General features: G+C 69.3%; 18 protein-coding genes and 4 pseudogenes. 12 read left to right on the top strand and 10 right to left on the bottom strand.

Features of this window, described 5'->3' with window-relative positions; all coding sequences use genetic code 11:
* Positions 1-332: 332 nt before the first annotated feature.
* Positions 333-455 carry a hypothetical protein gene (locus O0235_RS07960; protein WP_270055257.1) on the bottom strand — a complete coding sequence of 41 codons (123 nt, stop codon included), beginning with the start codon at positions 453-455 and terminating at the stop codon, positions 333-335.
* A 22-nt stretch (positions 456-477) separates the two neighbouring features.
* On the opposite strand from O0235_RS07960, the gene O0235_RS07955 reads away from it, so the two are divergent.
* The 5 genes and pseudogenes from O0235_RS07955 (at position 478) to O0235_RS07940 (ending at position 2,682) form a co-directional block, all read left to right on the top strand.
* On the top strand, positions 478-708 hold the full coding sequence (locus O0235_RS07955; protein ID WP_270055256.1) for a DEAD/DEAH box helicase: 231 nt from the start codon (positions 478-480) through the stop codon (positions 706-708).
* 169 nt (positions 709-877) lie between these two features.
* The gene (locus O0235_RS07950; protein WP_270055255.1) at positions 878-1,027 is read left to right on the top strand and encodes a hypothetical protein; all 150 of its coding nucleotides are present in this window, start codon (positions 878-880) and stop codon (positions 1,025-1,027) included.
* Positions 1,028-1,248: 221 nt separating this feature from the next.
* Complete coding sequence (locus O0235_RS07945) at positions 1,249-1,647, top strand: helicase-related protein (RefSeq protein WP_308445677.1); 399 nt, start codon at positions 1,249-1,251, stop codon at positions 1,645-1,647.
* A gap of 386 nt (positions 1,648-2,033) precedes the next feature.
* A pseudogene (locus O0235_RS15805) lies at positions 2,034-2,159 on the top strand (HRDC domain-containing protein); the annotation flags it as partial.
* 112 nt (positions 2,160-2,271) lie between these two features.
* The gene (locus O0235_RS07940; RefSeq protein WP_270055254.1) at positions 2,272-2,682 is read left to right on the top strand and encodes a helix-turn-helix domain-containing protein; all 411 of its coding nucleotides are present in this window, start codon (positions 2,272-2,274) and stop codon (positions 2,680-2,682) included.
* An 817-nt stretch (positions 2,683-3,499) separates the two neighbouring features.
* Here O0235_RS07940 and O0235_RS07935 read toward each other — a convergent pair.
* Together O0235_RS07935 and O0235_RS07930 are read right to left on the bottom strand one after the other, a co-directional pair.
* Positions 3,500-3,727 carry a hypothetical protein gene (locus O0235_RS07935; protein WP_270055253.1) on the bottom strand — a complete coding sequence of 76 codons (228 nt, stop codon included), beginning with the start codon at positions 3,725-3,727 and terminating at the stop codon, positions 3,500-3,502.
* 13 nt (positions 3,728-3,740) lie between these two features.
* Positions 3,741-4,268, bottom strand: a complete 528-nt coding sequence (locus O0235_RS07930; RefSeq protein WP_270055252.1) for a hypothetical protein — start codon at positions 4,266-4,268, stop codon at positions 3,741-3,743.
* A gap of 127 nt (positions 4,269-4,395) precedes the next feature.
* Between O0235_RS07930 and O0235_RS07925 the strand changes: the two are divergent.
* The 3 genes and pseudogenes from O0235_RS07925 to O0235_RS07915 all read left to right on the top strand — a co-directional run.
* Positions 4,396-4,806 (top strand): annotated as a pseudogene (locus tag O0235_RS07925) (alpha/beta fold hydrolase); the annotation flags it as partial.
* Positions 4,807-5,375: 569 nt separating this feature from the next.
* Positions 5,376-5,906 carry a 4-hydroxy-tetrahydrodipicolinate reductase gene (locus O0235_RS07920; protein WP_270055251.1) on the top strand — a complete coding sequence of 177 codons (531 nt, stop codon included), beginning with the start codon at positions 5,376-5,378 and terminating at the stop codon, positions 5,904-5,906.
* Positions 5,828-6,028 (top strand): dihydrodipicolinate reductase C-terminal domain-containing protein, encoded by a 201-nt coding sequence (locus O0235_RS07915; protein ID WP_270055250.1) that lies wholly within the window; start codon positions 5,828-5,830, stop codon positions 6,026-6,028. Before O0235_RS07920 ends, O0235_RS07915 begins: the two co-directional genes overlap by 79 nt.
* A 3-nt stretch (positions 6,029-6,031) precedes the next feature.
* On the opposite strand, the gene O0235_RS07910 is transcribed toward O0235_RS07915, so the two are convergent.
* From O0235_RS07910 to O0235_RS07890, 5 genes and pseudogenes are all read right to left on the bottom strand, one after another.
* Positions 6,032-6,466, bottom strand: coding sequence for a PilZ domain-containing protein (locus O0235_RS07910; RefSeq protein WP_270055249.1), 435 nt, complete (start codon positions 6,464-6,466; stop codon positions 6,032-6,034).
* Positions 6,467-6,511: 45 nt separating this feature from the next.
* Positions 6,512-8,082, bottom strand: a pseudogene (locus O0235_RS07905) (fatty acid--CoA ligase).
* A gap of 151 nt (positions 8,083-8,233) precedes the next feature.
* Positions 8,234-9,898 carry an MSCRAMM family protein gene (locus O0235_RS07900; protein WP_270055247.1) on the bottom strand — a complete coding sequence of 555 codons (1,665 nt, stop codon included), beginning with the start codon at positions 9,896-9,898 and terminating at the stop codon, positions 8,234-8,236.
* 194 nt (positions 9,899-10,092) lie between these two features.
* Positions 10,093-11,256: a hypothetical protein gene (locus O0235_RS07895; RefSeq protein WP_270055246.1), complete on the bottom strand. Its 1,164-nt coding sequence runs from the start codon at positions 11,254-11,256 to the stop codon at positions 10,093-10,095.
* A 502-nt stretch (positions 11,257-11,758) separates the two neighbouring features.
* Positions 11,759-11,980, bottom strand: coding sequence for a hypothetical protein (locus O0235_RS07890; RefSeq protein ID WP_270055245.1), 222 nt, complete (start codon positions 11,978-11,980; stop codon positions 11,759-11,761).
* A gap of 211 nt (positions 11,981-12,191) precedes the next feature.
* Here O0235_RS07890 and O0235_RS15800 point away from each other — a divergent pair, with 211 nt between their 5' ends.
* Both O0235_RS15800 and O0235_RS07880 read left to right on the top strand, forming a co-directional pair.
* Positions 12,192-12,608 (top strand): ATP-binding protein, encoded by a 417-nt coding sequence (locus tag O0235_RS15800; RefSeq protein ID WP_373324292.1) that lies wholly within the window; start codon positions 12,192-12,194, stop codon positions 12,606-12,608.
* Complete coding sequence (locus O0235_RS07880; protein WP_373324291.1) at positions 12,500-13,111, top strand: hypothetical protein; 612 nt, start codon at positions 12,500-12,502, stop codon at positions 13,109-13,111. Before O0235_RS15800 ends, O0235_RS07880 begins: the two co-directional genes overlap by 109 nt.
* A 638-nt stretch (positions 13,112-13,749) precedes the next feature.
* Here O0235_RS07880 and O0235_RS07875 read toward each other — a convergent pair.
* Both O0235_RS07875 and dcm read right to left on the bottom strand, forming a co-directional pair.
* Entirely contained in the window at positions 13,750-14,238 is a 489-nt protein-coding gene (locus O0235_RS07875) for an endonuclease III domain-containing protein (protein WP_270055243.1), read from the bottom strand.
* Positions 14,226-15,268 (bottom strand): annotated as a pseudogene (dcm, locus tag O0235_RS07870) (DNA (cytosine-5-)-methyltransferase). Before dcm ends, O0235_RS07875 begins: the two are co-directional and overlap by 13 nt.
* A gap of 24 nt (positions 15,269-15,292) precedes the next feature.
* Here dcm and O0235_RS07865 point away from each other — a divergent pair.
* Both O0235_RS07865 and O0235_RS07860 read left to right on the top strand, forming a co-directional pair.
* Positions 15,293-15,886, top strand: coding sequence for a hypothetical protein (locus O0235_RS07865; RefSeq protein WP_270055242.1), 594 nt, complete (start codon positions 15,293-15,295; stop codon positions 15,884-15,886).
* A 293-nt stretch (positions 15,887-16,179) separates the two neighbouring features.
* On the top strand, positions 16,180-18,150 hold the full coding sequence (locus tag O0235_RS07860; protein WP_270055241.1) for an HAD hydrolase family protein: 1,971 nt from the start codon (positions 16,180-16,182) through the stop codon (positions 18,148-18,150).
* Positions 18,151-18,692 lie beyond the last annotated feature (542 nt).

Here is an 18,692-nt window from a genome sequence, read left to right as displayed (position 1 = left end):
CCGGCCCTCCGCGGGGACGGAGCCCCGCGGCTACGGGAGTTGGGAGTTGGGAGTTGGGAGGAGAGAGGAGGGAGAAGGGAGCCGGGAGCCGGGAGCCGGGAGAGAAGAATGACCTCCAACCTCCAACCTCCAACCTCCAACTCACAACTCCCAACTCACAACTCACAACTCACAACTCACAACTCACAACTCACAACTCACAACTCCCAACCTCCAACCTCCAACCTCCAACCTCCAACCNGGAGCTGGGAGGAGGGAGGGTGCTTGAATGCGAACGCGGGGGGTGGGCCTCCCGGCCCTCCGCGGCGGACGGAGCCCCGGGAGGTGTTCGGCTACGGGAGTTGGGAGTTGGGAGTTGGGAGGAGAGAGGAGGGAGAAGGGAGCCGGGAGCCGGGAGCCGGGAGAGAAGAATGACCTCCAACCTCCAACCTCCAACCTCCAACCTCCAACCGCACAGGTGTTCTATACTGGGCAGCTGTGACGGCGACGGGCGCGGGTATCGAGCGGGCGCGGGCGGTGCTCCGGGAGGTGTTCGGCTACGGGAGCTTCCGGCCGGGGCAGGAGGCCGTCATCGCCGACGTGCTGGCGGGGCGGGATACGCTCGTGGTGATGCCGACGGGCGGTGGGAAGAGCATCTGCTACCAGGTGCCGGCGCTGGTCCTCGGCGAGGGGCTGACGCTGGTGGTCTCATGCCGCTGCTCGCGCTGATGAAGGACCAGGTCGACGGACATCCGCGCGATGGGCGTCGCGGCGGCGGCGATCAATTCGACCCAGGAGACGGACGCGGTTCAGCGCGCCGCCGCTGGCGGCGCTGCGCTGAGGGGCGGGTGCAGCTCCTCTACGTCGCGCCGTCGAGCGGTTCCAGTCGGGCAGCTTCATGGCGGCGCTGCGGGCGATCCGCATCGCGCGGCTGGCGGTGGACGAGGCGCACTGCATCAGCCAGTGGGGCCATGACTTCCGGCCGAGCTACCGCGACCTCGGCGGCGGTGCGGGAGCGGTTGGGTGCGCCGCGCGACGGTGGCGCTGACGGCGACGGCCGACCCGCTGGTGCGGCAGGACATCGTCGAGCGCGCTGCGGCTCCGTGAGCCGGCCATCCACGTGGCAGGGTTCGACCGGCCGACACCTGCGCTTCGAAACGGCGCGCGCGGGGAGCCTCGCGGAGAAGGCCGAGGCGGTGGCCGAGGAGCTGACGCCGCTGCGGGGCGCTTCGGCGATCGTCTACTGCGCGACGCGGAAGCGGACGGAGGATCTCGCGCGGGAGCTGCAGCGGCGGGGCGATCCGCTGCGCTGCCTACCATGCCGGGCTGCCGGACAGCGACCGGCGGCGCATCCAGGACGCCTTCGCGCGGGACGCCGTGCGGGTCATCGTGGCGACGAACGCCTTCGGGATGGGGATCGACAAACCAGACGTGCGGCTGGTCATCCACCACGACCTGCCGGATTCGCTGGAGTCGTACTACCAGGAGGCGGGGCGGGCCGGGCGGGACGGCGACCCGGCGCGCTGCCTGCTGCTGTTCAGCGCGCGGGACCGGCAGCTGCGCGAGTACTTCATCGAAATGGCGCACCCGAGCGCGGAGCGCGTGGTGGAGATCTACCGGGCGCTCGCTGCCGCGGAAGGGCGGCGCGTGCGGACGTGCGCGACCTGATGAAGGAGGAGGACGAGCCGGGGTTCAACGCGGCGGTGCAGGCGCTGCTGCGAATCGGGGCTGGCGGTCAAGCAGGGCTGGACGCTGGCAGCGACGCGGCCGGACGGCGATGGGGCGATCGACACCGCGATGCTGGAGGCGCACCGGGCGCATTCATTCAGGAAGCTCGACGCGATGGAGGCGTACGCGACGATCGCGGACCTGCCTGCGATCGCGCGGCTGCTGGCGTACTTCGGCTAGGCGCCGCCGGGGGCCTGCAGCATACTGCGGGCCCTGCCTGGCGGGGAGCCGGGGAGCGGCCGCAGAGGAGCGGCCGGCGCGCCGACGCAGGCAGCTCTTCCAGGAATTGCGCGCCGTCCGGCGGGCGTACGCCGAGGCGCGAGGGGGTGCCGCCGTACATCGTGGCCTCGGACGCGGTGCTGCGGGAGATGGCGCGCCGGAAGCCGCGCAACCGGGCGGAGATGCTCGCGGTCCCGGGCATGGGGCGGGCGAAGTTCGAGCGGTACGGCGAAGGGTTCCTCGCGCGCGATCCCGTCGCTGGCGGCGCAGGCAGCGCGGCCGGTCCCGGCCGGGCGGCGCGCCGAGGCCGCCGGCGCGCCGATGCGGCGGCGTTCGCGCCTGACGGTGCGGGAGACGCTCTCACTCTATACGGACGGGCTGCGGGACGTGGGGGAGATGGCGAAGGTGCGGTCGCTGGCGCCGGCGACGATCGTGAGCCACCTTGCGGAGCTGCTGGCGGCTGGCGCGATCCCGTCGCTCGAGGGGCTGGTGGCGCCGGGGAAGGTGGAGCTGGTGCGGGCCGCGGCGGGCGGCGCGATTCCGATCGGGAGTCTGAAGCCGCTCAAGGAGCGGCTGGGCGATGCGGTGCAGCTACGACGAGCTCCACCTCATCCGGGCGTGGCTCTCGCGGAGGTAAGGGAGGAGGGAGGAGGGAGTTGGGAGCTGGGAGTTAGGAGCTGGGAGCTGGGAGGAGGGAGTTGGGAGGAGGGCGTTGGGAGGAGGGAGGCGGGAGGCGGGAGGCGGGAGGGTGCGTGATTTCGAACGCGGGGGTGGGCCTCCCGGCCCTCCGCGGGGACGGAGCCCCGCGGCTACGCGAGTTGGGAGTTGGGAGAAGGGAGGCGGGAGGAGGGAGACGGGAGGCGGGAGGGTGCGTGATTTCGAACGCGGGGTGGGCCTTACCGGCCCTCCCGCGGGGACGGAGCCCCGCGGCTACGCGAGTTGGGAGTTGGGAGTTGGGAGTTGGGAGTTGGGAGGAGGGCGTTGGGAGGAGGGAGGCGGGAGGCGGGAGGCGGGAGGGTGCGTGATTTCGAACGCGGGGGTGGGCCTCCCGGCCCTCCGCGGGGACGGAGCCCCGCGGCTACGCGAGTTGGGAGTTGGGAGTTGGGAGTTGGGAGTTGGGAGTTGGGAGGAGGGCGTTGGGAGGAGGGAGGCGGGAGGCGGGAGGCGGGAGGGTGCGTGATTTCGAACGCGGGGGTGGGCCTCCCGGCCCTCCGCGGGGACGGAGCCCCGCGGCTACGCGAGTTGGGAGTTGGGAGAAGGGAGGAGGGAGCCGGGAGGCGGGAGGAGGGAGGCGGGAAGCGGGAGGCGGGAGGGTGCGTGATTTCGAACGCGGGGGTGGGCCTCCCCGCCCTCCGCGGGGACGGAGCCCCGCGGCTACGGGTTGGGCGGGAACCGGGAACCGGGAAGCGGGAGGAGGGAGGAGGGAGTTGGGAGGCGGGAAGCGGGAACCGGGAGAAGGGAGGAGGGAACCGGGAGAAGGGAGGAGGGAACCGGGAACCGGGAGGCGGGAGGGTGCGTGATTTCGAACGTGGGGGTGGGCCTCCCCGCCCTCCGCGGGGACGGAGCCCCGCGGCTACGCGAGTTGGGAGTTGGGAGGCGGGAGTTGGGAGGAGGGAGCTGGGAGCTGGGAGCTGGGAGCTGGGAGCTGGGAGCTGGGAGCTGGGAGCTGGGAGCTGGGAGCTGGGAGCTGGGAGGGAGGATAACCTCCAACCTTCAACCTCCAACCTCCAACCTCCAACCTCCAACCTCCAACCTCCAACCTCCAACCTCCAACCTTCAACCTCCAACCTCCAACCTTCAACCTTCAACCTCCCTCACCCCTCGCGGCGGTATTCTTCGACCATGCGGCGGCGGCGTTCGAGGACGTCGGCGAGGGTTTCGCCGAGGGCGGTTTCGAGGCGGGCGATGCGCTCGCGGTCGCGGTCGGCCCAGCGGAGGAGGTACCGTTCGAGGGTGACCGGTTCGCCGGCGAGCCGGCCGGTGCGGGCGAGGTGGCGGGGTTCGAGCGAGCGGACGATGGCGAGGGTGGACTGCCGGTGGAGGGCGAAATCGCCGAGCAGGTGCTCTTTGCGGTCGCGGCTGCGGTGGCGGTCGCGGAGCCAGGCAGCGCGGTCGAGCTCGTGCAGCTCGGGCGCGGGCTCGGCGAGGAGCCGTTCGAGGCCGGGCCGGAGCGCGAGCACCTCTTCATCGCGGAACCATGCGAGCCAGAGGCGCGGCGACCAGCCCTCCCGGTCGAGGTCGTCGAGCCGGTCGTCGCCGGCTTCGGCGACGAGGTGGGCGAGCACCGTCGGGGTGCTGGCGAGGGCGGCGAGGGCATCGGCGACGGGCGGCGGGAGGCTCATGAAGAGAGGGTAGCAGGAACGGGAGCGGGGGCCGGGCTAGACTGTTCGGTATGGACGAAGGGTTTCGAACGGACGCGCCCCGGGCGTTCCGCGTGGCCGGCGACGGGGTGGAGCTGCAGGCGTATGAGTGGCCAGGCGACGGGCCGACGGTGTTCTTCGCGCACGCGACGGGGTTCCACAGCGCTGCTGGGATGCGGTCATCCGGCGGCTGCCGGGGATGCGCGCGATCGCCGTCGACATGCGGGGCCACGGGCTGAGCGACAAGCCGGAGCCGCCCTACCGGTGGTCGCATTTCGGGCGCGACGTGGCGGCCGCGGCCCGGGCGCTGGGGCTGGAGGGCGCGCTCGGCGTCGGGCACTCGAAGGGCGGCCACGCGCTGGTGCGGGCCGCGGCGCTGGAGCCGGGCGCGTTCGGCGCGCTGCTGCTGCTGGACCCGGTCATCGGCCCGCGGGGCTTCCGGCGGGAGATGGCGGAGGATGAGCACTTCGCGGCGCGGCGGCGGAACGCATGGGCGTCGCCGGACGAGATGTTCGAACGGTTTCGCGGGCGGGAGCCGTTCTCGCGGTGGGACCCGGAGGTGCTGCGCGATTACTGCGCGCATGGGCTCGTGTCGAACCCGGCGGGCGAGGGGTACGTGCTGGCCTGCCCGCCGCGCATCGAGGCGGCGGTCTACGCGGGCGCGTACGCCGACCCGGAAGGGGACGACGTCTACCTCGCCATCGAAGCGGTGCAGGTGCCGGTGCGGGTGCTGCGGGCGCGGCAGCGGGCGGAGGATGCGCCGATGGACATGAGCGGCTCGCCGACGGCGCCGGACCTCGCGCGGCATTTCGCGCAGGGGAGGACGTGCCGGTGCCGCAGTATTCGCACTTCATCCCGATGGAGGACCCGGGGTTCGTGGCGGCGCAGGTGCGGGAGATGCTCGCGAAGCTGGCATAACGCGGCGGGGGCGGCCCGCACGGCGCGGGGAGGCTACAATCCGGGCGTGACCGAGCTTTCTGTAGTAATCAGCGGGACGGGCCGGATGGGCCGGCAGGTGGCCGCGGCGGTGCTCGCCGAGCCGGGGATGACGCCGGCGGCGTACATCGACGGGCTTGCGGAGCGGGGGCGATGGACGGCATCCCCGTCTTCCGGGAGGCCGGCGCGGGGCTCGATGAGGCGAAACCCCACGTCGTGGTCGATTTCACGAATGCCGCGTGGACGCCGGTCATCGCCAAGGCTGCGCTGGAGCGGGGCATCCCGATGGTGATCGGGACGACGGGGCTGCCGGCGGACTTCATGGGGTGGCTGGAGCGGGAGGCGGCGGCGCGGGGAGTCGGCGTGGTCGTGGCGGCGAATTTCGCCATCAGCGCGGTGCTGATGATGCATTTCGCGAAGCAGGCGGCGCGCTTCTTCGACTGGGCGGAGATCATCGAGCTGCACCACGAGGGGAAGGTGGACAGCCCCTCCGGGACGGCGAAGGCGACCGCGGAGGGGATGGTGGCGGCGCGGGGCGGCCGTTCGAGCACCGGGTGCCGGAGACGGAGACCGTCCCCGGCGCGCGGGGTGCGGAGCTGGGCGGGGTGGCGATCCACGCCGTGCGGCTGCCGGGGCTGGTCGCGCACCAGGAGGTCATCTTCGGCGGGCTGGGGCAGGTGCTGACCATCCGGCAGGACAGCACGGGGCGGGATTCGTTCATGCCGGGCGTGCTGCTGGCGATCCGCGAGGTGGTGGGACGGAAGGGGCTGGTCGTGGGACTGGAGCGGCTGCTCGGGCTCGAATGACGGTCAGCCGGCGGGCGGGCCGTAGCGGCCGTAGGCTTCGCCGGGGTGCAGGCCGAGGCGCTCGCGGGCGAGAGCGGACTGCCGGGCATGGAACCGGCTGCGGAGCACGGCGACGACGCGGGCGAGCTCACGGCAGGCGGCGCTTTCGGGGCTGGCGCAGAAGCGAAGGCGGATGACCCAGCCGCCGAACGGGTCCGGGTCGACGGTCACGAGTTCAGCCGGGACGGCGAGGGCCGCGCTGCCATCGGGGCCGCGCAGTTCGAGGACGAGGTCGTGCGCGGCAGCCGGGCGGCGGTCGGCGAGCAGGGCGGCGCCGCGGACCGAGATGTCGAGCAGGGTGCCGGCGGCGACAGGGCGGCCCGCCGCCAGCAGCCGGTAGGGCAGGCTGGCAGGGATGCGCGCGACCGCGCGCCGGGCCGCGCCGTCGAGCCGTTCCATATCGAAAGGATCGTCAGCGAAATTCCGGGGCTGAAGGGGGCGGCGTCAGTTCACCTGGCGCTCGCGGCCCTGCCAGTAGGGCGCCCGGAGTTCGCGCTTGAGGATTTTGCCGGAGGGTTGCGCGGGAGCGCCTCGGCGAAGTCGATGGACTTCGGGACTTTGTAGCCGGCGATGCGTTCGCGGGCGAAGGCGATGAGCTCCTCGGGCGTGACTTCGGCGCCGGGCTTTTTCACGACGATGGCCTTCACGGCTTCGCCCCACTTTTCATCCGGGACGCCGATGACGGCGACGTCGGCGACGGCAGGATGGCCGAAGAGGGCGGATTCGACCTCGGCCGGGTACACGTTCTCGCCGCCGGAGACGATCATGTCTTTGACGCGGTCGTGGATGTAGAGGTAGCCGTCTTCGTCGAGGTAGCCGGCGTCGCCGGTGTAGAACCAGCCGTTGCGGATGGCTTTGGCGGTTTCTTCGGGCAGGTTCCAGTAGCCCTTCATCACCTGCTTCGTGCGGCAGATGATTTCGCCGACCTGGCCGACGGGGACGTCGTTGCCCTCGGCATCGACGACGCGGATTTCGACGCCGGCGATGGGGCGGCCGCAGGAGCGCATGCGCTTGTTGCCGTTCGGGTCGTGGTCCTCGGGCGGGAGGTAGGTGACGGCGCCGGTGGTTTCGGTGAGGCCGTAGAGCTGGGCGAAATCGCACTTGAAGGTGGCGATGGAGTTTCGCAGCAGGTCGAGCGGGATGGGCGAGGCGCCGTAGGCGATGAATTTGAGGGTGGAGAAGTCGGTCTCCTGCACGCCGGGGGTCTGGAGGAGGAAGAGGAGGACGGCAGGGACGAAGAGGGCGCGGGTGACGCCGTACTGGGGGATGACTTTCAGAATCTCCGGCGGGATAACGTCGCGGAGGATGACGTCCTTCGCGCCGGCGTAGAGGCCGACGATGCCCCAGCCGCTGCCGGCGATGTGGAAGAGGGGCATGCAGACGAGGTTGACGTCGTCGGTGGACCAGCGGGGGCCCCATTCGCGGGTGGCGCCGGGGAGGAGGGCGAAGAAGTTGCCGTTGGTGAGCATGGCGCCCTTGGGGTGGCCCGTGGTGCCGGAGGTGTACATCTGGATGGCGACGTCGTCCTCGGCGACGGGGACGCGCGGGTCCTCGGCGGACTGGGCGTCGCGCCAGTCGGGGTAGTGCTCCCAGCCATCGCGCGGGGCATCGATGGCGATGACCTTCTTCACGGTGCGGAGTTCGGGGAGCACCTTTTCGATGACGGGGAAGAAGTCCTGGCCGACGAAGACGACTTCGGCCATGGCGTCGTTGATGACGTAGGCGACTTCGGGCGGGGCGAGGCGCCAGTTGACGGCGACCATGACCTGGTTGGCCTTGGCCGCGCCGAAGAGGACTTCGAAGAAGCGGTCGGAGTTCTTGTCGAGGTAGGCGATGCGGGCCTGGGGCTGGAGGCCGGCGGCGATGAGGCCGTTGGCGACGCGGGAGGCGCGCTCGTCGAGTTCGCGGTAGGTGGTTTCGCGGCCCTGGTAGACGAGGGCGACGGCGTTGGGGCGCTCGGCGGCGTGGACGCGGGTGATGTCGGCGAAGCTGGCGATGTCGATGTTGGCGGTCACGGCGGTGCTCCGGGAAGCTGCTGGCACGCGATCCTGCCACTCTGCTGGCCGGTTAGCAAGGAATCGGGGAGCGAAATGGGGCGAAGGCGCACAGAGGCCGCCCCGCGGGGAGGCGGGGCGGCCGGGGCGATGGTGCGACGGCGGGCGCAGGTCAGGCCCGGCGGCGGGCGAGGGCGAGGAGGCCGAGGCCGCTGCTGAGGGCGATGAGGCCGGCGGCGGCCGGGAGGAGACCGAACGGCTCACCGCTGGCAGCGCCGGTGCCGGTGGCGGGCGGGCGCGGCGTCGGGCCGAGGATGCCGCCGCTCACGCTCGTCACCGAAGGGCTGGGCGAGGCAGGCGCCGGGGTGGCCGGGGCGGTGGTGGGCGACGGCGAGGGCGTGGAGGTCGGGTTCTCGATCGGCGCAGGCGGCGCAGGCGTCGCCGGCGGCGTCGGCGTCGCAAACTCCGGCGGCTGGCAGCGCGGGTCCGCAGGGTCCACGCACGGCGGGTTGAACTCCCGGATGTTCAGGAACTCCACCGTCGCCGTGCTCCCGCCTTCCCGCGGCTGCACCTGCTGGCTCACGTACTGCGGCACCCAGCCCGCCTGCACCGTCTCCGTCACCGTGTAGCTGCAGCCGACGGCCGGCGGCAGCCCCGGGAATTCGACCACCCCGTTCGCGTCCGTGGTGCCGACGAGCGGCCCGACTCCGCACCCCTCGAGCGTGAACTCCCAGCCCGCGCCCGGCGAGCTGAAGCCAATCACACTCAGCGTCTTCACCACCCGGATGGTGACGGGGCAGAGGGCCGGGTCGCCTTTGAGGATGACGGAGGCGGAGGCTTCGAGGGTGACGTCGACGATTGGGTCCCACCGGTCATCGGTCATCCGGACGGCGACGGTGTTGGTGATGACTTGGTCCTCGCAGGTGCGCTGCGGCAGCGTCCTCGGCGCCACCCGGAATTCCATCGAGAGGCCATAGATGTCGGCCCCGATGGACTTACAGTCGCCCCAGGCAACCGGGGTCCCCAGCGGGCTGTCCAGGAGACCCTCGAAGTGACTCGCATACTGCGCCGGGGGCGGCGTGCCGCAGCTGACGTTGTTCAGAACCGGGCCGCTGACGAGGCTGACGTTCGGGTCGTAGAGGTCGATGTGCAGGGAATCGTGCTGGTTGTTGGGATAGCGGTAGTAACTGAACAGCGAGATGTCGAACTGGATGTCGGCGGGGTCATCGACGACGGCCTGGACGGGCGCCTTCTTCAGGACGAAGGGGCTTTCGGTGAGGGCGGCGCGGCCGTTGATGATGGTCACGGTGCAGGCCGGGTCGGGGATCTCTCCGCCGTCCCATCGCTCGAGCTTTTCGAGGGAGCAGGTGTTGGGGTAGAGGTAGAGCAGCAGGCCGGACGCCGGGAGCGGGGCGGGGCTGCTCGGCGAACCCTTGTACGGCTGATACGTGAACGAAGGGACGTAGCCAGCAGTATACGTCTCGGTGACCAGGACCACGGCCGGGGCATCGAATTCGAAAAGCTGACACTCCATGCCGTTGGGGCCCGGGCGTTCGATGACGGGATAGAAGTAGTGCGGAGCGGCGGTCTCCGGCGGGCTGGCGAGCTGGATCTCGAACTTCTCGGCGCCATCGAGGCCTTCCACGCCCTGGATCATCTTGCAAACTTTCAACACTGCGACGGCGGCCGACTGCTGGGCTTCGACGCCGCCGTCAGCCGGGACGCGGGCGCGGGCGCCGGTCGACCAGGCGAAGAACGCGGCCGCGGCGAGCGCGAGGAGGGCCAGCGCGGCGAACCCGCGCCGGGCGAGCGGGGGGTGGGACGTGTGGGAGCGCATCGCTGCGTTCCGACCTCCTGGAGCGTAGGGGTGGTGGCCGCCGACCGGGCGGCGCTGCGGGGTTGACCGCGGAAACGCTCCCATCCTTACACCCGCTGGCGACATCCGTGGTCGGCTGGTGAATCATCGGGGATTTCGCGGTGACGAATCCATAGGAAACGTGTGAAAACTGCGCGGCGGCGCGGTTGCCTGGCTCAGCGGCGGCGGACGGCGCACGCCAGCCCGAGGGCCGCGGCGAGCACGAGCGCCCCGGCGGCCGGGACGGGCGCGCCATCCCGGGAGGCCGCGGGGCCGGTACCGGTGGCCGGCGGGCGCGGCGTCGGGCCGAGGACGCCGCCGCTCACGCTCGTCTCCGAAGGGCTGGGCGAGGCAGGCGGCGGGGTGGCCGGGGCGGTGGTGGGCGACGGCGAGGGCGTGGACGTCGGGTTCTCGATCGGCGCAGGCGTCGCAGGCGTCGCCGGCGGCGTCGGCGTCGCAAACTCCGGCGGCTGGCAGCGCGGGTCCGCAGGGTCCACGCACGGCGGGTTGAACTCCCGGATGTTCAGGAACTCCACCGTCGCCGTGCTCCCGCCTTCCCGCGGCCGCACCTGCTGGCTCACGTACTGCGGCACCCAGCCCGCCTGCACCGTCTCCGTCACCGTGTAGCTGCAGCCCACCGCCGGCGGCAGCCTCGGGAATTCGACCACCCCGTTCGCGTCCGTGGTGCCGACGAGCGGCCCGACTCCGCACCCCTCGAGCGTGAACTCCCAGCCCGCGCCCGGCGAGCTGAAGCCAATCACGCTCAGCGTCTTCACCACCCGGATGGTGACGGTCTGGGCGGCCGCCGCCGGCGCCGCGGTGGCGGTGGGGGTCGGGGTCGGCGTTGGGGTCGGGCTGGGCGTCTCGGTTGGCGGCGGGCTGGGCGTCTCGGTTGGCGGCGGGCTTGGGGTCTCCGTTGGCGTTGGGGTTGGCGTCTCGGTTGGCGTCGGGGTGGGCGTCTCGGTTGGCGTCGGGGTTGGTGTTTCGGTCGGCGTCGGGGTTGGTGTTTCGGCCGGCGTCGGGGTTGGTGTTTCGGTCGGCGTCGGGGTTGGTGTTTCGGTCGGCGGCGGGGTGGGCGTTTCGGTCGGCGTCGGGGTTGGTGTTTCGGTCGGCGTTGGGGTGGGCGTTTCGGTCGGCGCCGGGGTGGGGGTCTCCGTTGGCGGCGGGGTGGGCGTTTCGGTCGGCGTCGGGGTGGGCGTCTCGGTGGGTGTTGGGGTGGGCGTCTCGGTGGGTGTTGGGGTCGGTGTTTCCGTTGGCGTCGGGGTTGGCGATTCGTACCGGACCAGCAGGCAGAGCACGGTGCGCTGCCCGGCGGTGACCTGGACCGCTGGCGACGGCACGGAGTAGCTCGAGGCAGCCGCGGGGCATTCGGGGCCCGCCCCGTACGAGCCGCTCGCCCAGCCGGTGATGCTCCAGCCTGGTCCGAGAGCGGGCGGGCCCACGGTGTACGCGCCGGGGCGAGGCCCATCGGCTGGCCGAACCCGTTCAGCGGCGCCTCCCAGCCGGGCGGGCTCGTGCTTGCATGCGAGAGGGCGCCGGAGAAGGCCGGCGTCCCGGGCGGAGCGTGCGAGGCCGGGTCGAGCTGCGCGCCGACGATGAGGACGCCGCCCCTGAAGGTGTTGCGGATGCAGATCTTGGCGTTGCCGTTGCCCGGGCTGACCGAGTTGATGGCCGGGTTGAGGGAGGTATCGGTCGAAAACCCGGACGTTCCGCAGGCCGCGGTGGAGGAAACGGACTTGTAGCCGCCGAGGGTCCAGCCGGACCACGCGGGCAGCGGGTCTTCGAAGACGGTGTGGGCGAGGTTGACGGAGACGGTGAAGTCGCGGGTGCGACTCGCGGTGGTCACGGACCATGCGGCGGATTGCCCGTTTGCGGGGACATTCGAGATGGTGCCGGTGAAGGTGCTTTCCGGGGCGATGCCGAAGTTATCGACGATGACTTTTCGATGCGGATGGTGCGGGTGGCGGTCTGCGCGCCGGCGAACGAGAGGACCGCGCCGAGCGCAAGGGCGAGCGCGCAGGAGAGCGCGAGGACGAAGCGGCGGAGGGCGGTTCGGCGTGCCACGGGCGCACTCCGGCGGGATTCCGCTCACGAGCCGGTCCGCCGCTCACGACCGAGTCACCATGCCCACCTGCGGGGCGCCTGCCCGGAAGCGGCGGGATTGTGGGCGTGGCGGCAGCGGGGTGTCAAGGGGTGGGTGCATCTTTACCCAAAAAGGCGGCCTCCGCCATCTTGACGACCTTCCCGCCAGTCCCCACTATTCCGCCAGCGACGTATGCCAGACCTTCACTTCACCGCGCACGGCAACCTGGTCAACATCCTCGGTACAAAACTCATCGACGAGCTGTCGGTGGCTGTCCTCGAACTCGTCAAGAACTCGTACGACGCCGACGCAACGCTCGCGGAAATCAAGCTCGAGAAGATCTTTGACCCCGAAGACGCCATCGTCATCGTCCATGACGACGGCAAAGGAATGACCCTTGACGACATTCAGAACCGCTGGCTCGTCGCAGGCTTTTCCGAAAAGGAAGGCCAGGTGCTCCGAAGAGAGCGAACACCCCGGGAAGGTTCCCGCTCGGACGCATGGGCATCGGCCGCTTTGCCGCCGCACGCCTTGGCCGGCGCCTCATCATGGTCACGCGGGCGAAGGGCCATCCTGAACTCCGGGTCGACATCGACTGGGACAGGATAGCCTCCACCTCGGACCTGTCAGCTGCACGTATTGCGGTTGTGACGCACAACGAACCCAAGATCTTCACGGGCGCCACCACGGGCACCCGCCTTGCAATTTCCTCACCCCAGCAACCCTGGACCCGGGCGGATCTTCAAGCCCTGCAGACGCAGCTTCGCCGCTTCATCTCGCCGCATACACGAGTTCCGGATTTCTCGGTTCGCCTGACTGTCCCGGCGGCTCCCGAATTCGAGAATCTCGACCGCTTTCGGGAGTCAACTCCAAGTCATTTCGCATGTAGCGCGGAAGTTCTTGACGACGGCACCGCCGTGCTTAGATGGGACAACTTCATCACGGGCGATTCCAGCGAGGATTACATCAACTTGTTTTCTTTTTCTCCGCATCGAAGCGCGGCAACCGTTCCCGACCGGAATGCGGGCCGTTCTCTGTGCAGCTTGTTGCGTGGAAAGGAACGAAAACTGATCTCAAAAAATCGGCATCGCCGATCCCGACCATCTCGATGAAATAACTGGTATCAGCATATTCCGCGATGGTTTTCGCGTTCTTCCTTATGGCGATCCCGGTCACGATTGGCTTGAGCTCAATCTGCGGCGTGTAAATTCTCCATCGGAAAGGTTTTCTACCAACCGTCTTCTAGGCTCTGTTCATATTACTTCAGAAAATAACCCAGGGCTCGTCGATCAGGCTAACCGGCTCGGACTCATTGAGAATCAGGCTTATTCAGACTTCAAAGAACTAACTCTTCAAGTAATCGGAGCGCTCGAGAAGCGAGTGCTTACCAAGCGTACGCGACTCACTCTTACGGCTAGAGAGACTCCTCAGTCTTCAAGGTCTTCTATAAATCGCGCCGATTATGATAACAAAAATCACTGAAAATTCATCGTTGGCGCCCCTTCGGCCGTTCGATTCTTATGATAACGACCATCGAACGACTGGGCGTCGGAATCGTTCCGAACCTGATTCGCGCACGATTATCTCAGATGAATATTCGAAATTTACTGACGACCCATTAGTTGCCGCGCTTTCTGAGCTTCTTCTCTCGTTCGAGAAAGTTATCGAGCTCGCTGGTTCTAATTCGCAGATTTACCAGAAGCTATCTCAAGCTCGAGATGCTGCAGCAGAAGCGTTCTCTCAGCTCGTGTCATAAGAACGCCACTCTCGGCGCAGTTCCGCATGTGTTTGATGTTGCCATAACATCCAAGATCGCCCAGTTGTACTCCTTCCACCGGGATTCTGGCAAGAGGGACGCTGCGAAGGCGTGGAACGCGCGGTCCCGCCGCGTGGAGTCGGTGACGGGGAAGCCGAACACCCGGCTGTAGAAGCGGACGACGTTCGCGTCCACGATTGCGACGCGCTCGCCGAAGGCGAAACATCTGACCGCGGATTCAACATAGTGCCCAACTCCCTGTGCTCCGCGGAGCCGCTCCGGCGTCTCCACGTCGGGCAGCGATCGGATCAACCGAATCAAGTTCTGAATCCGCCAGTTGAGACCGAGAGGCGCCAGCGCCTCAGCGAGTTCTGCGTCACTTGCGCGCCTCGCTTCGTCGAGCGTCGGCCAGCGCGAGATGAAGGCCGACCACACCGGCTCGACCTGAGCAGCGCGAGTGCGCTGGAGCATCATCTCCGCCATGAGCACCTGGTACGGGTCAGTGGTGCGCCGCCGGGAAAGTCGCGGCCGTTCCGGTCAAACCAGTCCAAGAGGCAGCTGTTCAGGCGGGACTTCTGCTCCGGTGTGACCGTCGGGTACCTCGGTTCCATCCTGTTCAAGATACGGCACGAGGGCCCGGCAATCTCCGCAACGACCGGAACGACGACGGAGTTGCCGAACTGGCGGTAGGCCTGGGTGTCCGATACGGGAATCTGGAACCAGTCGGGAAAGCCCATCAGCCGCCTGCACTCGTCGGGCGTCAGCCTTCTCGGCGGCTTCCCCTCCTGCGGGATGAGAATCTCCGACCCGTCCTTGTAGTAGCGGGCGCTCAGCGTTCGGGCGATGCCGTCGGGCGCAGCCAGCCCGAAACCGAAACCATTGCCCCGAGCCTGATGGCGTTTCGCGTACGCTTGCAGGTATTCCCAGAGGTGTTCGGACAGGGTGTACCGGTCAGGCACCGGTCCCGGCTCCAGAATATCGGCGAGGACGGGGTACCGACCCTCCGGTGTGAGTGTAACGGGGAATCTGAACTTCGGGCCGCCTCGAAGCCCGACGATGAATATCCGCACGCGCGACTGTGGCACGAACGGCCGGGCGCTAACGAGCTGCCAGTTGAGCACGTACCCTGCGGCCAGAAGGTGCCTGCGAATGACTTCAAAGGTGCGGCCGCGGTCGTGATTGAGCAGATGCTTCACATTCTCGAGCACGACAGCCCGCGGCCGCTTTGCCAGGAGGATTCTCTCTATTTCGAAAAAGAGCGTGCCCTGCGTTTCGTCCCGAAAGCCGTGGGGACGGTCGAGCGCGTTCTTCTTCGACACTCCAGCGATCGAAAACGGCTGACACGGGAACCCGGCGAGCAGCACATCGTGGTCGGGGACCGCTCGCTCATCGATCTTCCGGATGTCGCCCCGGGGAGCTCACCGAAGTTAGCGAGGTAGGTTGTTTGGGCCCAGCGGTCCCACTCGCTGGAAAAGACACACCGTCCGCCCGCCTCCTCGAAAGCGATGCGCATCCCCCGATGCCCGCAAACAGGTCGATGAAGGTGAAACGCTGGGGGGCAGGGGCGGCCGCGCCGGCGGGTCGGCTTGACCTCCTCGTCCATACGGGGCTTATATACCCCATTCCGCGGAGGAGCAACCCGATAGGCGAGACCGAGGTCCTGTACTTCGTCCTGCAGCCCAATGAGACCGGCCAAACGGGCAGTCATCAGACGGGCGAGGTCCACGTTCGCCGGGAGCAGGTCGGCGAGTTCCTGCCCCATCTCCGCCACTTCGGGAAGGAGACCCATAACCGGGTCTTCTGGGCATTTCATGCGCAGCGCGCCGAATGGGGCCAGGTGACCTACACGTGCTTCGGAGCCCGATACACGCCAGAGGAACGGCTGCGGCGATTCCCGCCGACGTGGCGGAGTGAGTTCGTCGCGGGGCGAGTTCTCGTCCTTGTCGCAATGGGCCCCGTCGCAATCCTCTACCTGCTCGACCCCGTCAACCCCGACTCGTGGCCGCCCGGATTGATCGAAGTGTGTAAGGTAGTCCGGGACAACGGCAGGACGTTCGGTCGCGTGAGGGTCACAGGACCGGACTTCGTCCCCGCTGATTGGCTCATAGCACATTTGTTCGCTCTCAGGTAGAACGCAGCCACCCATCGCGGGGAGCTGCGCGATGATTTCGCTTCGGGACCTTCGTACCGGGGACCTCGGGGACCTCGTCGCCGCCGCGGTGCTGGCGCCGACGGAGGACGGCGAGCCGGTGCCGGCGGCGTACCGGGGGTTTCGGCCCCGGAGGACCGGCGGCTCCCCGGCGTGCAGGACCTGGCCCGCGGCTTGGAATTCGCGGCCCGGCGGCGGGAGCAGGTGAACTGACGCCGCCGCGCCGAAACGGCGTATAGTTCGGGGCACACGAAGGTTCGGAGGCCCCTGCACCGATGCGTTTCCGCTATGACCCTGAAACCGAAGCCTTCCGCGAGGAGGTCCGCCAGTTCATCCGCGAGAACCTGCCCCCGGAAGAGGAGCGCCTCCGCCGCGGCTACGAGGGCGGCTTCCGTTCGAACGAGGAAGAAAAGGAATACACGATGGGCTTCCAGCGGAAGCTCGCGGCCCGCGGCTGGCTCGCGATGGCCTGGCCGAAGGAGTACGGCGGCGGCGGCGCTTCCCACCTCAAGCAGCTCGTCTACAACGAGGAGATGGCCTACGCGCAGGCCCCCGTCGGCAACATGGGCATCGCGTGGGTCGGCCCGAGCCTGATGCTCTACGGCACGGAGGAACAGAAGCGCACCTTCATCCCCCGCATCGCGCAGGCGCAGGACTGGTGGTGCACGCTCTACAGCGAGCCGGGCGCGGGTTCGGACCTGGCGGCCCTGCAGACGCGCGCGGTGAGGGACGGCGACGACTACATCATCAACGGCCAGAAGATCTGGACCTCCGGCGGCCACCTGGCGGACTGGGGCTGGCTGGCCGCGCGGACGGACCCGGATGCGCCGAAGCACAAGGGCATCACGATGTTCATGGTGAACATGAAAAGCCCGGGCATCACGGTCCGGCCGCTCATCAATATGGCGAACCGGCACGGCTTCAACGAGGTGTTTTTCGAAGACGTGCGGGTGCCGGCGACGCAGGTGGTGGGCGAGGTGAACCGGGGCTGGTACCACATGGCGGTGGCGCTCGATTTCGAACGGTCGGGCATCCAGGCGTACGCGGGCGGCCGGCGGTCGGTGGAGCGGCTGGTGGCGCTGGCGAAGGAGCACCCCGCGCTCACGCGGCAGCGGCCGAGCATCCGCCACGAGCTGGCAGAGCGGGCGGTGGAGGTGAACGTGGGGACGTTCCTCGCCTACCGGGTGGCGACGATGCAGGCGAAGGGGCTGGTGCCGAACACGGAGGCCTCGGCCTCGAAGCTGTTCGGGAGCGAGATGAGCCAGCGGATCGCGCTGACGGGGATGCACCTCCTGGGATGGCCGGGCAGCTCCGCGACGGCAGCCCGCATCAGCTCATCGACCAGGCGACGGCCTACCTGCAGGCGGTCAGCGCGACGATTGCGGCAGGGACGAGCGAGATCCAGCGCGGCATCATCGCGACGCGCGGGCTCGGGCTGCCGCGCGGGTAGGGGCATGCGCTACCGGCTCATCGCCATCGACCTCGATGGCACGCTGCTCGACCGAGCGGGCGGGCTTTCGCCGCGGACGGCCGCCGCGCTCCGGGCCGCCCACGAGGCGGGCATCGTGGTGGCGCCGGCGACGGCGCGCTGGTACCAGGCGGCGGTTCGCCCGTTCGAAGGGATCGGGCTGGCAGCGGCGGCGATCGCCTCGGCCGGGGCCGACGTGCGCGCGCCCGGCGGCGAACCGGTGGCCCAGCGGCCGCTGCCGGCCGAGTTCGCGCGGTTCGCGGCAGAGCTGTGCGACCGCGCCGGGTGGCCGGCAACGGTGGCGCTGCCGGGCTTCGCCTACCGGCGGGCGAACGAACTCCCGCCCTGGGCGGCGAACGCGCCGGAGTGGCTGCGGCCGGTGACCTCGCTCCGCGATGCCGACCTCACGGGGGCGCTGGCAGTGCTCGCCGAACCGGGGGCCGAGGACCCGCGGCTGGCGGAGCTCCGCGCCTGGTCCGACCGCGTGGAGCTGTTCGACGCGCTGGCGTTCACCGGCGACGGCATGGTCACGGTGACGGCGAAAGGCGTGGACAAGGGCCACGGGCTGCGGGCGCTGTGCGCTGCACTCGGCATCGACCCGTCCGAAGCCGTGGCGATCGGGGATTCGGAGGTGGACGTGCCGATGTTCCGCGCGGCCGGGCTCGCCGTGGCGGTGGAGACGGGGACGCCGGGGGCGAAGGCGGCCGCGGAGCGCTTCATCCCCGGCCCGGCCGAGGACGGGGTGGCGGTGTTCATCGAGGGGTTGCTGAGGGAGTAGGGAGGAGGGAGGAGGGAGACGGGAGGCGGGCGAATTCGGCGATTCGGCTGGGCCTCGCCGGCCCTCCGCGGGGACAGAGCCCCGCGACTACGGCTTCGGAGGGTTCGGAGGGAGGCGGGAACCGGGAAGCGGGAGGCGGGAGGCGGGAGACGAGAAGCGGGAGGCGGGAGACGGGAAGCGGGAGGCGGGAGGAGGGAGGCGGGAGGCGGGAGACGTAGTCGCGGGGCTCCGTCCCCGCGGGCGCCATGCGCCCAACGGATGTTCCGGGAGGCGAGAAGCGGGAGGAGGGAACCGGGAGGCGGGAGGAGGGAGTTGGGAGGCGGGAGACGGGTAGATTCGGCGATTCGGGTGGGCCTCGCCGGCCCTCCGCGGGGACGGAGCCCCGCGGCTACGAAGTTGGGAGTTGGGAGTTAGGAGTTGGGAGCTGGGAGCGAGAATAAACTCCAAACTCCAAACTCCAAACTCCAAACTCCAAACTCCAAACTCCAAACTCCAACCTCCAACCTCCAACCTCCCCGGTGCGCCTGGGGAGCGGTGGCGTT

Origin of the sequence: Tepidiforma flava, from assembly GCF_027594505.1 — a bacterium.
GTDB classification, from domain to species: Bacteria; Chloroflexota; Dehalococcoidia; order Tepidiformales; family Tepidiformaceae; genus Tepidiforma; species Tepidiforma flava.
This window is presented reverse-complemented; position numbering and strand designations above follow the sequence as displayed.

Excerpts from the sequence above, each read along its gene's own strand:
- O0235_RS07950 (WP_270055255.1), top strand. The coding sequence starts at position 878 with ATGGCGGCGCTGCGGGCGATCCGCATCGCGCGGCTGGCGGTGGACGAG.
- O0235_RS07930 (WP_270055252.1), bottom strand. The coding sequence starts at position 4,268 with ATGAGCCTCCCGCCGCCCGTCGCCGATGCCCTCGCCGCCCTCGCCAGC.
- O0235_RS07920 (WP_270055251.1), top strand. The coding sequence starts at position 5,376 with ATGGACGGCATCCCCGTCTTCCGGGAGGCCGGCGCGGGGCTCGATGAG.
- O0235_RS07910 (WP_270055249.1), bottom strand. The coding sequence starts at position 6,466 with ATGGAACGGCTCGACGGCGCGGCCCGGCGCGCGGTCGCGCGCATCCCT.
- O0235_RS07900 (WP_270055247.1), bottom strand. The coding sequence starts at position 9,898 with ATGCGCTCCCACACGTCCCACCCCCCGCTCGCCCGGCGCGGGTTCGCC.
- O0235_RS15800 (WP_373324292.1), top strand. The coding sequence starts at position 12,192 with ATGCCAGACCTTCACTTCACCGCGCACGGCAACCTGGTCAACATCCTC.
- O0235_RS07880 (WP_373324291.1), top strand. The coding sequence starts at position 12,500 with ATGGGCATCGGCCGCTTTGCCGCCGCACGCCTTGGCCGGCGCCTCATC.
- O0235_RS07875 (WP_270055243.1), bottom strand. The coding sequence starts at position 14,238 with ATGGCGGAGATGATGCTCCAGCGCACTCGCGCTGCTCAGGTCGAGCCG.
- O0235_RS07865 (WP_270055242.1), top strand. The coding sequence starts at position 15,293 with ATGAAGGTGAAACGCTGGGGGGCAGGGGCGGCCGCGCCGGCGGGTCGG.
- O0235_RS07860 (WP_270055241.1), top strand. The coding sequence starts at position 16,180 with ATGCGTTTCCGCTATGACCCTGAAACCGAAGCCTTCCGCGAGGAGGTC.